The sequence below is a fragment of the Sediminihabitans luteus genome, from assembly GCF_002797595.1.
Lineage (GTDB): Bacteria > Actinomycetota > Actinomycetes > Actinomycetales > Cellulomonadaceae > Paraoerskovia > Paraoerskovia lutea.
This window is the reverse complement of record NZ_PGFE01000007.1, coordinates 56,102-70,771: the sequence shown is the minus strand read 5'-3', so window position 1 is coordinate 70,771 and position 14,670 is coordinate 56,102. Positions and strand designations below refer to the sequence as shown.

The window sequence follows — 14,670 nt, the reverse complement described above, 5'->3', positions numbered from 1 at the left end:
GGGCCGGTAGCGCTCCCAGCCCCGGGTGGACGAGGATGACCGCATGACCGCGCTGACGACGTCCGACCTCACCGAGATCTACACCGACCTGCACCGGCACCCCGAGCTCGCGTACGCCGAGCACCGGACCGCCGGGATCGTCGCCGAGCGACTGCGCGGCTGGGGGTTCGACGTGCACGAGGGCGTCGGCGGCACGGGCGTGGTCGGCGTGCTGGGCAACGGCGAGGGGCCGCGCGTGCTGCTGCGCGCCGACATGGACGGCCTGCCCGTGACCGAGGCGACCGGCCTGCCGTACGCGTCGACCGACACCGCGACCACGCCCGACGGCGTCGAGTCCGGGACAATGCACGCGTGCGGGCACGACGTGCACGTCACGTGCCTGCTCGGTGCCGCGTCCCGCCTCGCCGCCGCACCCGAGACCTGGAGCGGCACGCTGATCGCGCTGTTCCAGCCCGCCGAAGAGGTCGGCTCGGGCGCGCGCACCATGCTCGCCGACGGCCTGTACGACCGCATCGGCGGCGCGCCCGACGTCGTGCTCGGCCAGCACGTCATGCCGCTGCCCGTGGGCGTCGTCAACCTCACCGCCGGGCCCGCGATGGCCGCCGCCGACTCGCTGCGCGTCACCCTGCACGGGCGCGGCGGGCACGGGTCGAGCCCCGAGGCGACCGTCGACCCCGTCGTCATGGCCGCCGCGACCGTGATGCGGCTCCAGGGCGTCGTCGCGCGCGAGGTCGGTGCGAACGAGGGCGCGGTCGTGACCGTCGGCGCGCTGCGCTCCGGGACGCAGGCCAACATCATCCCCGCGAGCGCCGAGCTGCTCGTCAACGTGCGCACCTTCGACGCGTCGGTGCGCGAGCGCGTGCTCGGCGCGATCCGCCGCATCGTCGAGGCCGAGTCGGCCGCGTCGGGCGCCCCTGCCGCGCCCGAGATCGAGAGCATCGCGAGCTTCTCCGCCATGGCGAACGACCCCGAGGCGTCCGAGCGCACGCGCGCCGTGCTCGCCCGCGTGCTCGAGGAGCAGCGCGGCACGATCGAGAGCGCGGGCGGCGTGCCCGCCGTCATCAGCCTGCCGCCCGCCGCCGGCTCGGAGGACGTCGGCGAGCTCGCGACCGCGGTCGGCGTGCCCCTCGTCTACTGGAACCTCGGCGGCTGGGACCCCCAGGCGTTCGCGGGATTCGACCTCGCGCACGCCTCCGGGATGGGCGACCTGCCCGCGGGCGTCGCGCCCAACCACTCGCCGTTCTTCGCCCCTGTGCCCGAGCCGACGCTCGAGCTCGGGGCGGAGCTGCTCGTCGAGGCGGCGGTCGACCGGCTGCGCTGAGCCTCTGCCTGGCGCCCCGGGCCCGACCGCGCCGCCATGACGTCCCACCCTGACGCCGAACCGGCGATCGTGGTCGATGTCGGGCCTCGGAACGTGCATGATCGCCGGTTCGGGCGTACATGATCGCCGGTTCGGCGGCAGGCGGTCACCGGCCGCGGGGGCTACTCCCCCGGCAGCAGGCTCCCGGCGACGACCAGCCCGGCGACGGCCGGGCCATCGCCGGTCACGACCGGGACCGCGAGCCCCTGACCCGTCTCCTCGACGACCGTCGACCCGGAGAACAGGCCGATCACGAGCGAGACCGCGAATGACAGCACGCCGAGGCCGATCGCCGTCCACGCCATGCCGCGGCGCTTCTCGCTCCGCGTGAGGTGCACGACCGCGCACACGATCGCCGCGATCGCCAGCGGCCAGCTCACGATCCACGCGAGCGACGTCACCAGGCTCAGCGTCGCGAGCCCGAGCGCGACCCCGGGCAGGCGCGGCGGGATCTCCGTGCTCGGCGGCGGTCCGAACCGCGGGTCCGGCCCGGTCCAGGGCGTCGGGTCGACCACGGTGCCGGACGGCGCAGCCGCGGTCGGCCCGCCGTGCGCGGTCGTCCGGGCGCGGGGATCCGATCCGTGCGCGGCCGCGAACGGCGTGGCTGCACCCGCAATGAGCTCCACGGGGCCGAGCCCGGCGATGACGTCACGTGCGTCGTCGAGCGGCGGGCGCGTCCCGAGGGCGTCCTCGAGGTGGTCGCGCACCGCGGTGACGGTCTCGGCCCGCTCCGCCGGGTCCGCGTCCGCGAGCGCGCGCTCGAGGTCGTCGAGGTACTGCGCGACGAGGGCTGCGCCGCTCTGCGGGGTGCGCGCGCCGCCGTCCGGCGTGACGGGGTCGGTGGTCATCGGGGGTCCTCCAGGAGTGAGTCGACGGCGTCGCGGAACGGCTGCCACGTCGCGGTGAAGGCGTCGAGGGCGGCGTGCCCGTCGTCGGTGAGCTCGTAGTAGCGCCGGGGCGGTCCGCTCGTGGACTCCTGCCAGGTCGTGGCGACGAGGCCCTGCGTGCGCAGGCGCGACAGCAAGGGGTAGAGGGTGCCCTCGCTCGCGAGGAGCACGCGGTCGCGGCCGAGGAGCGTCGCGAGCTCGAGGCCGTACGCGGGGGCGGCTCGCAGGCTCGCGAGCACGCAGTACTCGAGCACGCCCTTGCGGAGCTGGGTCTGCGCGCGCTCGACGGCTGAGGTCATGGCTCGCACGCTAGCAGTATCTTGCACCGCAAGGAACCCGGTCGTGCACGATTCACCCGCGCGGTGGCTCCTAAGACCCCGCGCCCGCTCGACGACGCGGTCTCGGCAGGTCGAGCTGCGGACGGGCACGACGCCGCCGCGCGACGTCCGCGCAGTAGCGCTCGAACCCGCGCCCAGCGCCCAGCCGCACCCCGACCCGGACGCCGACGACCACGAGCACCACGCCCACGGCCGCGGCGACCACGACCAGGAGTGTCGCGAGCGGCCACCCCCACGCGAGCGCCGGCACGCTCACACCGACCGCCACGAGCGCCCCGGCGGCCATCGGCCCCGCCGAGAAGCCGCCCACGATCATCCGCGCGAGACGGTCGCTGTACCGGGTGCGGTGCCACGGCAGGTGCATCGCGTCGAACCGCGTGCGCCCCTCCGCGTACGTCAGCGGCTCCCCGTCCCACGCCGGCCGCACCGACCGGGACAGCGCGAGCCACAGGAGCAGCGCGTAGCCCGAGAGCTGCAGCGCGAACGGCATCACGCCCCCGCCCAGCGCGGCGGCGACGAGGGGCAGGAACGCCACCGCCACCACGTCGTCCCCGTGCAGCTGCTCTCCCACCGGGCGCATGAGCGCCGGCAGCAGCGGCACCACGAGCACGCACGCCCAGAGCAGGGTCGCGAGGGCCGTCCAGACGAGACCGCCGAGCAGGTAGCCCAGCACGCGCACACGTCCGTGGACGCGCGGCAGCGCGGGCGGTGGCTGCGGCACGCCACGGCCACCGGAGCTCTTCTTGCGGACCTTGCTCTTCGGCACGCCGCATCATGGCATGCGGCGCAGCGCCTTCGTGGCCGACCGCTGCTTCTTGGCGGTGAGCCGTCGCTCCTTCGACCCGCGCGTCGGCCGGGTCGCCCGGCGGGCGCGCGGAGGTGCGGCTGCGGCGTCCGCCACGATGGCCGCCAGACGCTGGGAGGCCGCCGCACGGTTGCGCAGCTGCTCACGGTGCTCGGAGGCGACCACGGTCAGCACGCCGTCCACCAGGCGAGGCCCGAGCCGCTCGAGGAGACGCGCGCGCTGCGCGTCGCCGAGCACGGCCGACCGCGCGACGTCCCACGACAGCTCGACGCGCGAGTCGGTCGTGTTGACGCCCTGCCCGCCCGGCCCCGAGGCGCGCGAGAACCGCCAGGTGAGCTCGGCGCGCGGGATCGTCAGCGCGGCGCTCACCGGCAGTCCGGCGTGATGGGGTGCGGGCACGTGCCCATCCTCCTCGCCGAGCACGGGGTTGCGCACACGAATTCGCGGCGTGCGTGTGCACAGGCCCGTGCTCGGCGGTGCCTAAGCCCGTGCTCGGCGCGAGCGCACGAGGTAGATCCCGAAGATCACGAGCGTCAGCACAGCGGTCGCGGCGAGCTGCGCCCGCGCCGACGGGTCGGTCAGCATGAGCACCACGAGCGCCGCCAGGCCCGCGAGAGTCGCCCACGTGAGCCACGGATAGAGCCACATGCGCAGCTGCAGCGTCTCGCCGCGCTCGCGCGCCGCCGCCTCGAGCCGGGGGCGCAGCACGAGCTGCGAGACCGCGATGAACACCCAGATCACGAGCAGCGCCGACCCGACCGCGTTGAGCAGGATCTCGAGCAGGGCGTCGGGCAGCCACCAGTTGAGCAGCACCGAGACGAACCCGAAGAACACCGACAGCAGCACCGCGACCCACGGCACCTCGGTGCGCGAGACCCGTGCGAGCGCACGCGGCCCGTCCCCGCGGCGCGCGAGCGAGTACGCCATGCGCGACGTCCCGTACACGTTCGCGTTGAACGCGCTGAGCAGCGCGACGACCACCACGACCGACATGACCCGGGCCGCGTTCTCGAGCCCCGCGACGTCGAGCACCGCCACGAACGGCGACTCGGCGAGCGCGGGCGAGTCCCACGGCAGCACGAGCACCATGATCGCGATCGACCCGAGGTAGAAGAACACGATGCGCCACACGATCGAGCGGGTCGCGATCCCGATCGCGCGCTGCGGGTCGCGCGCCTCGGCCGCCGCGATCGTCACGATCTCGATGCCCCCGAACGCGAACACCACGACGAGCAGCGCCGCCGCGATCCCGCTCCACCCCGTCGGCGCGAAGCCGCCGTGCCCGAGCAGGTTCTCGGTGCCCACGGGCTCGGTGCCGGGCAGCCACCCGAGCACCACGAGCACGCCGATCACGAGGAACGCGAGGATCGCGAGCACCTTGACCGCCGCGAACCAGAACTCGGCCTCCCCGAAGCTGCGCACGCCCACGAGGTTCAGCACCGCGAACAGCGCGACCACGACGCCCGCGAACACCCACTGCGGCACCGACGGCCACCAGCCCGCCATGATCTGCGCGGCACCCGTGACCTCGACGCCCAGCACCATGATGAGCATGAACCAGTACAGCCAGCCCATCGTGAACCCGGCCCAGCGCCCGAGCGCCGTCTCCGCGTAGACCGAGAACGCGCCCGACGACGGCACCTCGGTCGCCATCTCGGCGAGCATGCGCATGAGCAGCACGACGAGCACGCCCGCGATCGAGTAGCTCACCAGCACCGCCGGCCCCGCGATCGCGATTCCCTGGCCGCTGCCGAGGAACAGCCCCGCGCCGATCGCCGAGCCGAGGCCCATCATCGTCAGGTGCCGCGCACGCAGCCCGTGCGCGAGGGAGTCGCCGGTCGGCTCACGCTGCTCGGGCGCGGGCTCGGGCGCGGGCTCGGTCTGGTGGGAGGACATCCCCCCGACGCTAGAGCATCCCCGGGATCGTCGGCTCGTCGGACGACCCCTTGCGCCGGCGCTTGCGCGTGATGATCCCGGGCATGCTGTCGGACGACGTCCCCGCGGTCGTCCCCGTGCCGGACGACGTCCCCGCGGTCGGCACCGCACGCGACGTACCCGCCCACGCGGCGTCCTGCACGGCGGAGTCCTGGACCGCGGTGTCCTGCACAGCGGCGTCCTGCACGGCGGCACTCGGCACAGCGGCGTCCTGCACAGCAGCACCCTTGGCACCCGCGCCGTCCGCGTCGTCCGCGCGGCGCAGCGACGCGAGCCTGCCCCGCACGGTCCCGGCCGCGGTGCGCCACGACTCGGCGCGGCTCACGTGCTTGCCGAGGTCGCCCTCCTCGAGGGGCACGTGCACGACCGGGATGTCACGCTCGAGCGCCTCGCGCACGATCGCCTCGGTCGCCCCGGGCACCGCGATCTGGAGCAGCACCGCGGTGATGCTCGTGGGACGCTCCGACGGCCCGCCGAACCGGCGGCGCACCAGGATCTGCGTCACGGTGCGTCCGTCGCGCTCGGGAGAGCCCGGCGCGGCGTCGTCCGCCCCGTAGGCCCCGTCGGGCACGAGGCCGCCCAGCTCGCGTTCCACCGCGAGCAGCTCGTCGCGCGTCTCGGGGTTCGCGAGCAGGTACAGCGTGTAGAAGAGCTCGGCGAGCTTGCGGGAGATCCACGCGCGGCCCGGCATGAGCGGGAGCCGGGCCGAGACCTGCGCGATGCCCTGCTCGAGCGCCTCGGCCGAGATGCTCGCGGCGAGCGGCTCGGTCCGCACCTCGAGCACGCGGTCCCACGGCACCGCGTCGCCGTCGAACCCGACCTCCTCGGGACCGACGTGCACCGCACCGAGGCCGTCGAGCAGCCCGAGCGGCTTGGTCGCGAACCGCGGAACGCGCGGCACGGTGCGCACGAGTCCCGCGATCGAGATCTCCCACTCGTCCACGAGGGGGCGCGGCGGCTGTGGGTAGGCGGCGAGCGCGCGCAGCACCCACGCCGACGCGTCCGCGGCGACGCCCCGGGCGCCCCGGGGGCCGGCGCCGGGCTTCGCGGCGGCGAAGCCGTCGTCGGCCCCGGCGTCCGTCGGCTCCCCGGCGCGGTCCTCGGTCGAGTCCTCGGTCGTGCCTTCGGTCATGGTGCCGCTCCCTCCTGCACGAGCCCGCCCGCGAGCGCGCGGAACCTCTCCGCGGCGGGACGATACCGCGGCAGCTCGGTGAACCGGTCGCGCAGCCCGACCTGCGAGAACCAGCGCAGCACCTCGACGGGCAGGCGCGCCGCGACCGCGGCGAGCGAGGCGTCGTCGAGCCCGAGCAGCATGCGCGTGACGCGCGCGTTGGGCACGAACCCGGGGCTCGCGGCGAGGCGCGCGAGGTCGTCGACGTCCCGCACGGCGACCGTGTTGAGCCTCGACTCGACCGTCGGGTCGGCGCCCAGCAGGTGCGCGTCCACGACGTACAGGTGGTCGACGCGCCGCGCCCCGGCCGACCGCAGCGCGGCGTCCATGGCCCGCTCGTGCACGCCCGTGACCCGGACGTCGTCGAGCGCGAGCACGTGCGCGTGGCGGACGTCGCCCCCTGCCCCCAGGTGCAGGTCGTGCGCCCCCAGCGCGGCGGCCCGGGCGTCGCGGCCCATCGCGGCGTAGTCGCCGTCGGACGGCGCGGACCGGTGCACCGTCACGGTGCGCACCGTGACGCCGCGCGCGCCGCGGGCATCCCGGGCGTCGAGGAGCCGGCGCAGCGTGCCGACGAACGGCCCGAGCAGCGACCGGGCCGCGGGCGGCGCGACGTCGTACCCCGACGAGGTCACGACGACGTCGCCGCGCAGCGTGCGCGCGTGCGCCGCGACGAACTCCTCGGCGAGCGCCGTGCCGAGCTCGCGCGCGACGAGGCCGTCGCCGTGCTTGAACCGGCTGTACTGCTCGACCGTCACGCCGCAACCCGCACTGCCCGTGTCGCCGCCTCGGACCACGTCGCGCACGAGCGCGAGGTCCCCCGCGGGCGACTCGACGAGCCGCGTGAGCGCGAACGCCCGCGCGCTCATGCGCCCGCCGGGACGGTGTGCACGGCGTCGGGATGCACAGCGTCGGGATGCACGGCGTCGGGATGCACAGCGTCGGGATGCACAGCGTCAGGGTGCACGGCGTCAGGGTGCACGGCGTCGGGATGCACAGCGTCAGGGTCCTCGACGTCGGCGCCGTCCGACGCCCCTCGCCCTGCCTCCTGCCCGGGCCCCCGCCGCGCGACGAGGTCGGCGACGCCGTCCGCGTACCCGGCGCAGAACTCGGGGCCGGTCGCGACGCAGCCCGCATGCATCTGCGCGACGAGCGCGGGCGGGCACGCGTCGAGGAACGCGGCGCGCTCCGCGGCGGGCGCGCCGAGCAGGCGCTTGAGGAACCGGATGGTCAGCACGAAGTCCCCGGCGCGCACCACGTCGGCCATGTCGGCGACCGACCGCACGGTCGCGTGGTTGAGCTCGGCCTCGACGGCCGGGTCGGCGCGCAGCGCGTCGTCGACCGTCGCGACGTACGCGACCACGGTGCGCACGGCCCCGGCGTCGGCGAGCGCCGCGAGCACGGTCGCCTCGGCGAGGCCGGTCACGCGCACGTCGTCGACCACGACGAGCTGGCACCCGGCGACGTCCTGCGTGAGCCGGAACCCGATGCGGTCCATCTCGGCGCGCCGGTCGGCGGCCGACGACGCCGCGTAGTCGGTGCGCGTGACCGAGTCCTTCGCGACCCGCACGACGCGGCCCGGCGCGTGCCCGTGCCGCGCGCGCTCGGCGTCGAGGCGGTCGAGCACGCGCGCCGCGAGATACCAGCACGCGGGCCGCACCGCGAGGTACGCCACCGGCAGCGCGAGCGGTGCCGGGTCGGTCACGAGCGCGGGCTGCTGCACGAGCAGCGCGTCGGCGACGGCGTCCGCGAGGTCGCGGGCCGCGCGCGCGTCGCCGTGCTTCATGCGGGAGTACGCGTCGACGTCGAGCGGCAGGCCGGAGCGCGCGTCGACGAGGGGCGCACGGTCCGTCGGCGCGCCCTGCAGACCCGGAGCACCCGGACCGCCAGGACCGCCAGGACCGCCCGGAGCACCCCCGACCCCTCGCCCGGCACGCGTCAGGTGGAACGCCGCGACGAGCGCGGGCGCCGTCACGTCAGGCCGCCGTCTCGCGGGCGCGTTCGGCGAGCGCCGCGAGCACCGCGGACGTCGTGACGCTCGCGTCCACCAGCACGGGCCGCATCCCCGCGTCGCGGGCCCCCGCGACGTCCGCGACCGGGTTGTCGCCCACGTGCACGACGTCGCCCGCCGCGCACGCGAAACCCTCGACCGTGGCCGCGAAGATCGCCGGCGCTGGCTTGGCCGCGCCGACCTCGTCCGAGAACGTCAGCACGCTCAGCGGCGCGAGCATGCCGCACGCGTCGAGCAGACGTCGCATGGTGCGTCCCGGGATCATCCCGGTGTTGCTCGTGACGCCCACGGGGAGCACCTGCGCCGTGGCGGCGAGCACGTCGGGCAGGCCCGGGTCGAGCGGCTGCGGGGGCATCTCGAGCGCGAGCTCCTCCTGCCGGTCGAGCAGGTGGGCGAGGAGGTCCGCGGAGAGCACGTCGTGCGGGGCCCCGAGGTCGTCGAGCACGAGGCCGAGGCGGTCGGCGAGCGCGTGGTCGCGCCCCGACGCCTCGCTCAGGAGGTCGGCGCGCTGGTCGGCCGCGCGCAGCGCCGCCGCGAACTCGGCCGGGTCGGTGCGCAGGCCCAGACCCGTGCGCAGCAGCTCGTTGCGGTGCCCCTTGAACTCGGGATGGCTGCGCACGAGCGTCAGCCAGATGTCCAGGCTGACCGCCCGTGCGCCCCCGTCGACCATGCTCAGAGCGCGCCGAGCGCGAGCGGCATGAGGTCGTGCGCGGTGCGACCGTTGCCGGGCGTGCCGATCGCGGTGAACTCCCAGCCCGTCGCGGTGCGCGAGACGCGCGCCATGACGAGCGCGGTGTGCGGGCCCGAGCCGGTCAGCACGAACTTCGCGAGCTCGGCGTCGCGCGAGGCCGAGTCGACGACCCGCACGTACGCGTTCTCGATCTCGCTGAAGTTGTCGCCGCTGTACGAGTTGACCGTGAACACGATGTGGTCGATCGACGCCGCGACCTTGGTCAGGTCGACGAGGATCGACTCGTCGTCGCCGTCGCCCGCGCCCGTGAGGTTGTCGCCCGTGTGCTGGACCGAGGCGTCCTTCGAGCGCAGCTGGCCGTAGTAGACGACGTCGCGCACGGCGCCGCCGCCGACGAGCAGCGCCGAGGCGTCGAGGTCGATGCTCTTCTGGACGTTCTTGACGCCCCCGAAGAGCCCCTTCTTCTGGACCACCTTGACGTCCCAGCCGAGGCCGAGGCGGACCGTCGTCAGGCCGCCGCCCGTGGACTTCGCGAGGTTGATGGACTGGCCCTTGGAGAGGTTGATGCTCATGCGTCGTGCTCCTTGCGGTCGGGTCGTTCGTCAGGGTCTTTCGTGGGGCCCGGGTGCCCGCCGTACGAGGCCGGGTCGTGCCCGGGTGCCCGCCGTCCGGATGAACGGACGGCGGGCGCCCGGGGTTCCGGTCAGTCGTCCGAGCGGGGCTCGGTGGCGTCGTCCGGCGTCGAGCGGGAGGCGTAGATCCCGGGCGCGTGGGTCTCGGCGTCGGACGGCGCCTCGGCCGCCTCGGTCCCCGCGCCGTCCGCCAGGGCCCGCTCGACCGACGCCGCGTCGCGGCGGTTGGCCACGGTCGACGTCACCCAGGCGGAGACGATGAACACCAGGCCCACGAGGCCGATAACGATGTCCGGGATGTCGAAGTGCAGCGTGAGGATCAGCATGGTCGCGAGCGCGCCGATCGCCCAGTGCGCGCCGTGCTCGAGGTAGCGGTACTCCGCGAGCGTGCCCTTGCGCACCAGGAACACGGTCATCGACCGGACGAACAGCGCGCCCACGCCGAGGCCGAGCGCGATGATGACCGGGTCCGGGGTGATCGCGAACGCGCCGATCACGCCGTCGAACGAGAACGTCGCGTCGAGCACCTCGAGGAACATGAAGAGCGAGAACGCGGCCTTCCCGGCCAGGGCGACCTGGTGCCCCACGGCCCGCTCCTCGGCCTCGAGCGCCTCCTCCTTGGCCTCCTCGCGCGCCTCCATGACGGACGCGAGCCCGTTGACGCCGAGGTACAGGATGATGCCGAGCAGCCCCGAGAACAGGACGGTCGCGCGCTCGTCCACGTCGTGCACGAGGGTCTCCGACGCGACCAGCAGGCCGATGCCGGCGACGACGACGCTGAGCTGGTCGAGACGCCCCACCTTCTGCAGGGGCTTCTCGATCCAGCTCAGCCAGTGCGACTCGCGCTCGGAGTCGAAGAGGAAGTCCAGGAACAGCATGATGAGGAACATGCCGCCGAACGCCGCGATGCTCGGGTGCGCCTGCTCGAGGATGTACCCGTAGGTGCCCGGCTCCTCCGGGTCTCCCTTCTCGAGCGCGAGCGTGAACGCCTCAGCCGGGCTGATGCTGCCCGTGAGGCTCACGATCACGAACGGGAAGATCAGCCGCATGCCGAACACGGCGATGAGGATGCCCACGGTGAGGAACATCTTCTGCCAGAACTCGTTCATGCGGGCCAGGTACTTCGCGTTGACCGCTGCGTTGTCGAACGAGAACACGATCTCGACGACGATCAGGATCGCGGTCAGGTAGACCGCCGCGCCGCCGCCGTAGAAGAAGGCGGTGACGAGGGCGGCGATCAGGACGAGCACGTCCCACTTGAAGTGGCGGAGCGTATCCACGGGAACTTCTCTTCTCTCGCAGGTGATGCCGGACTCAGCCGGCGTTGAGTCCGTACTCGGCGAGCACGCCGATCAGTCCGTTGGTGTAGCCCTGGCCGATCGCCCGGAACTTCCACTCGGTGTCGCGGCGGTACAGCTCGCCGAACACGAGGGCCGTCTCGGTCGAGGCGTCCTCGCCCAGGTCGAACCGTGCCTCCTTCTCGGAGTCGCCCGGCGCGTCGCCGTCGTACACGCGGATGTACGCGTCCGAGACCTGGCCGAACGTCTGACGGCGCTCGTCGGCGTCGTTGATGCTCGCCAGGAATACGATGCGGTCGGCCGCGGGCGGGACGTTCGCGAGGTCGACCGCGAGCGTCTCGTCGTCGCCCTCGCCGTCACCCGTGCGGTTGTCGCCCTGGTGCACGACCGAGCCCGACGGGTCCTTGAGGTTGTTGTAGAAGACGAAGTTCGCCTCCGACAGGCCCTTGCCGTTCGCGTCGACCAGGATCGCCGAGGCGTCGAGGTCGAACGGCGCGCCGTCGGTGCTGCGCGGGTTCCAGCCGAGGCCGATCACGGCGTGCGACAGGCCGGGCGACACCTTCGCGAGCGAGATGTTGCCGCCCTTGCTGAGGTTGATGGTCATGGTTCTTCCCTTCGCTGGTGGGACGGGTCAGCCGGCGTTGAGGCCGTAGTCGGAGATGACGCCCGCGAGGCCCGAGGCGTACCCCTGGCCGATCGCACGGAACTTCCAGTCGGTGCCGTTGCGGTAGATCTCCCCGAACACGAGCGCCGTCTCGGTCGAGGCGTCCTCCCCGAGGTCGAACTTCACGACCTTCGCGTCGTTGTGCGCGTCGTCCAGGTCGTAGACACGAATGTACGCGTCGGCGACCTGACCGAAGTTCTGGCGGCGGTTGTCGGCGTCGTGGATGCTCGCGAGCACCACGATGCGCATCACCTCGGCCGGCACCAGCGAGAGGTCGACGGTGATCGTCTCGTCGTCGCCGTCGCCCACGCCCGTGGTGTTGTCGCCCTGGTGCTCGACCGCGCCCGACGGGTCCACCAGGTTGTTGTAGAACACGAAGTGGTGGTCCGAGAGCGCCTTGCCGCTCGCGTCGAGCAGGATCGCGGACGCGTCGAGGTCGAACGGCGCGCCGTCCGTCGTGCGCGGGTCCCACCCGAGCCCGACGCCCGCGTGCACGAGCCCCGGCGCGACCTTCGTGAGCGAGATGTTTCCACCCTTGCTGAGGTTGACTGCCATGTCCGTTCCTTTCGCGTGCTGCTCGGTCTGGTCGTGCGGTCCGTCGTGCCCGTGCTCGGTCCTGCGGGGTCGTGCTGGTCGTCAGCGCACCGGGGTGTCCCGGTCGCGCCACGTGATCTCGTCGTAGCCGTACGCCGCGGTGGCGCCGCGCAACCCGTCGTCCTGCACGTCCATCTCGGCGCGGAGGGTGAGCGCGCCGCGCACCACGTACCCCGAGAGAGCGACGAGGTCCTCCCCCGGGTCGCCGTCGTGCGCGAGCGGGACCTCGATGCGGGCGCCGCCGAGGGTCGTCACCACGAGGGTGCCGTCGAACGTCACCGCCCGCAGCATCACGAGGAACCGGCTCAGGCCGCGCACGTGCCCGAGGTCGACGTCGAGCGTCGTGCCGCTGAGCGACACGACGGGCCGGTGGTGGCTCGGCGCGTACCCGCCGACGGGCCCGCGCAGCAGACCCTCGTGGCCGTCGAGCTCGTACGCGACCGCCATGCCCATGGGCGTCGACGACGCGAGAGCGACCCGCAGCGGCCCGACGCCCGACTGCACGCGGTCCAGCATGACCACGGGCGCGTCGGGGGTCAGCACCCGGCGCTCCGCGCCGCGGACCCCGGGGAACCCGCGCAGCAGCGGCGGCAGGGCCCGGTGCCGGGTCGCCGGCGCACCCCCACCGCCGACCGCAACGTTTCGCACCGAATCCGGCGCCGCGTGGTGCACAAGGTTGCGTTCGGCCGGGGGTGGCGTGACGGTGGCGAACGGCGCAGCCGGGGTCGCGTCCGGACGGCTGAGGTCGAGGGCGGCCGGGCCGTCGAGGGACAGCGGAGCACCCGGGCCGTCGAGGGACAGCGGGGCACCCGGGCCGTCGAGGGACAGCGGAGCACCCGGGCCGTCGAGGCTCAGCGGGGCAGCGGGTGCCGACGGGGACGCCGGTGCCGAGGGTCGCGACGCGACCGCGTCCGGGGGTGCGAGGTCGAGGCCTCCCGGGGCGTCGAGGCTCAGCGGGGCAGCGGGTGCCGACGGCGACGCGAGGTCGAGCCCGGCTGGGCCGTCGAGGGACAGCGGGCTCGCCGGGGCGCTCGCGACAGCCCCCCGCTCGATCGTCGGCTCCGGCTCCGGCGTCGGCTCGGGGCGCGGGCGCGCGCGGTGCCGCAGGAACGGCAGGTCGGTGCGCGTCGCGCCGGGCGTCGCCCAGGCGGGTGCGTGCGTGGGGGCGGGCGTCACAGCGGCAGCCCGTACTGCTGCGCGACCCCGACGAGGCCCGACGAGTAGCCCTGGCCGACGACCTTGAACTTCCAGTGCTCGCCGTGCCGGTAGATCTCGCCGAGCACGACCGCGGTCTCGGACTCGAACGCGGTCGCGAGATTCTCGGACGCGACGACCTGCGTGTTCGTGGACCCGTCGAGCACGCGCACCGTGCACTGGCGCAGCTGCCCGAGCGTGCGGCGCTTGGGGCTGCCCTCGTTGACGTAGAGCACGACGACGACGCGCGTGACCTGCGCGGGCACGGCGGCGAGCTCGATCTCGACCTGCTCGGCGTCGCTGCCGAGCGCGTCCTCGATCGCGGCGACGGAGAGGTCGGACGACACCGTCTGGTTGAAGAACACGAAGTCCTCGGCGCCTGTCGCCCGGCCCGAGGAGTCGCACAGGATCGCGGCGAGCGTGAGGTTGTCGGCGAGCCCCTGCTCGAGGCCCTGCTCCCACCCGACGCCGACCACGACCGTGCGCAGGTCCGGGATCTCGCGCGTGAGGGCGACGTTCGCGCCGCGTGCCATGCCAGCCATCAGAGGTCCAATCCGCCGAACTTCGTGCTGAGGAACATGCCCTGCGCCTCGAGGGCTCGCACGTCGTCGTCGCGCAGGGCGGCGACGGTCTCGCGCACCGAGTCGCGCAGCGCGACGAGCTGCTCCGTGAGCTGGCGCGCCGGTGCGTCACTCGTGTCGGCGCGGGTCGCGGCGACGAACGTGCGCAGGGTCGTGGGGAGGTAGTCGCGGATCACCGCGTTGAGCGAGACGCGCGCGTGGATGTTCATCGCGTGCACCTCGGACTGCCGCAGCACCTCGCCCGTGAGGTCGGTGATCTGCCTGGCGAGCACCACGCCCTCGGGGGGCAGACTGCCCGCGCTGCGGTTGATCTCGCCGACGAGCACCCGCAGGTGGCGCGACATCGCGGCAGGGCTGTCGGGCTCCTGCACGGTGTCGGCGACCGCCGCGGCAGGGCGCGACGACTCCGGGTCGAAGAGCCGGGAGAGCCAGCGGGGCACAGGGACGACCTCGTTCGTGGAGCGGACTGCGTGTTCGGGGGTGCGGGCGACGCGACGGCGGGCCGGTCGACC

The 14,670-nt window shown here is 74.0% G+C and carries 17 protein-coding genes; 1 reads left to right on the top strand and 16 read right to left on the bottom strand.

What is annotated here, in order from left to right; translation table 11 throughout:
- Window positions 1-43 precede the first annotated feature (43 nt).
- Window positions 44-1,321 carry an amidohydrolase gene (locus tag CLV28_RS15010; RefSeq protein ID WP_100424157.1) on the top strand — a complete coding sequence of 426 codons (1,278 nt, stop codon included), beginning with the start codon at window positions 44-46 and terminating at the stop codon, window positions 1,319-1,321.
- 161 nt (window positions 1,322-1,482) lie between these two features.
- On the opposite strand, the gene CLV28_RS15005 is transcribed toward CLV28_RS15010, so the two are convergent.
- The 16 genes from CLV28_RS15005 to CLV28_RS14930 form a co-directional block, all read right to left on the bottom strand.
- Complete coding sequence (locus tag CLV28_RS15005; protein ID WP_100424156.1) at window positions 1,483-2,208, bottom strand: DUF4190 domain-containing protein; 726 nt, start codon at window positions 2,206-2,208, stop codon at window positions 1,483-1,485.
- On the bottom strand, window positions 2,205-2,546 hold the full coding sequence (locus tag CLV28_RS15000; protein WP_100424155.1) for a PadR family transcriptional regulator: 342 nt from the start codon (window positions 2,544-2,546) through the stop codon (window positions 2,205-2,207). Before CLV28_RS15000 ends, CLV28_RS15005 begins: the two co-directional genes overlap by 4 nt.
- Window positions 2,547-2,616: 70 nt before the next feature.
- The gene (locus CLV28_RS14995) at window positions 2,617-3,351 is read right to left on the bottom strand and encodes a hypothetical protein (protein WP_100424154.1); all 735 of its coding nucleotides are present in this window, start codon (window positions 3,349-3,351) and stop codon (window positions 2,617-2,619) included.
- A gap of 6 nt (window positions 3,352-3,357) precedes the next feature.
- Window positions 3,358-3,789: an alternative ribosome rescue aminoacyl-tRNA hydrolase ArfB gene (gene arfB, locus CLV28_RS14990; RefSeq protein ID WP_100424209.1), complete on the bottom strand. Its 432-nt coding sequence runs from the start codon at window positions 3,787-3,789 to the stop codon at window positions 3,358-3,360.
- An 81-nt stretch (window positions 3,790-3,870) separates the two neighbouring features.
- Window positions 3,871-5,286, bottom strand: coding sequence for an amino acid permease (locus CLV28_RS14985; protein WP_100424153.1), 1,416 nt, complete (start codon window positions 5,284-5,286; stop codon window positions 3,871-3,873).
- A gap of 10 nt (window positions 5,287-5,296) precedes the next feature.
- Window positions 5,297-6,457: a hypothetical protein gene (locus CLV28_RS14980; protein WP_100424152.1), complete on the bottom strand. Its 1,161-nt coding sequence runs from the start codon at window positions 6,455-6,457 to the stop codon at window positions 5,297-5,299.
- Entirely contained in the window at window positions 6,454-7,362 is a 909-nt protein-coding gene (locus CLV28_RS14975) for a phosphoribosyltransferase family protein (RefSeq protein ID WP_100424151.1), read from the bottom strand. Before CLV28_RS14975 ends, CLV28_RS14980 begins: the two co-directional genes overlap by 4 nt.
- Window positions 7,359-8,468, bottom strand: a complete 1,110-nt coding sequence (locus CLV28_RS14970; protein WP_100424150.1) for a phosphoribosyltransferase family protein — start codon at window positions 8,466-8,468, stop codon at window positions 7,359-7,361. Before CLV28_RS14970 ends, CLV28_RS14975 begins: the two co-directional genes overlap by 4 nt.
- 1 nt (window position 8,469) lies before the next feature.
- Window positions 8,470-9,174, bottom strand: a complete 705-nt coding sequence (locus CLV28_RS14965; protein ID WP_100424149.1) for an HAD family hydrolase — start codon at window positions 9,172-9,174, stop codon at window positions 8,470-8,472.
- A 2-nt stretch (window positions 9,175-9,176) separates the two neighbouring features.
- Complete coding sequence (locus CLV28_RS14960) at window positions 9,177-9,767, bottom strand: TerD family protein (protein ID WP_100424148.1); 591 nt, start codon at window positions 9,765-9,767, stop codon at window positions 9,177-9,179.
- Between the two features lie 131 nt (window positions 9,768-9,898).
- On the bottom strand, window positions 9,899-11,107 hold the full coding sequence (locus CLV28_RS14955; protein WP_100424147.1) for a DUF475 domain-containing protein: 1,209 nt from the start codon (window positions 11,105-11,107) through the stop codon (window positions 9,899-9,901).
- A 34-nt stretch (window positions 11,108-11,141) separates the two neighbouring features.
- Window positions 11,142-11,729, bottom strand: coding sequence for a TerD family protein (locus CLV28_RS14950; RefSeq protein WP_100424146.1), 588 nt, complete (start codon window positions 11,727-11,729; stop codon window positions 11,142-11,144).
- A 27-nt stretch (window positions 11,730-11,756) separates the two neighbouring features.
- Window positions 11,757-12,344 carry a TerD family protein gene (locus CLV28_RS14945; protein WP_100424145.1) on the bottom strand — a complete coding sequence of 196 codons (588 nt, stop codon included), beginning with the start codon at window positions 12,342-12,344 and terminating at the stop codon, window positions 11,757-11,759.
- Window positions 12,345-12,425: 81 nt separating this feature from the next.
- Window positions 12,426-13,559: a hypothetical protein gene (locus tag CLV28_RS14940; RefSeq protein WP_100424144.1), complete on the bottom strand. Its 1,134-nt coding sequence runs from the start codon at window positions 13,557-13,559 to the stop codon at window positions 12,426-12,428.
- Window positions 13,556-14,119, bottom strand: coding sequence for a TerD family protein (locus CLV28_RS14935; RefSeq protein ID WP_100424143.1), 564 nt, complete (start codon window positions 14,117-14,119; stop codon window positions 13,556-13,558). Before CLV28_RS14935 ends, CLV28_RS14940 begins: the two co-directional genes overlap by 4 nt.
- A complete protein-coding gene (locus CLV28_RS14930) occupies window positions 14,119-14,598 on the bottom strand; it encodes a hypothetical protein (protein ID WP_100424142.1) in 480 nt (159 codons plus the stop codon). Before CLV28_RS14930 ends, CLV28_RS14935 begins: the two co-directional genes overlap by 1 nt.
- Window positions 14,599-14,670: the final 72 nt, after the last annotated feature.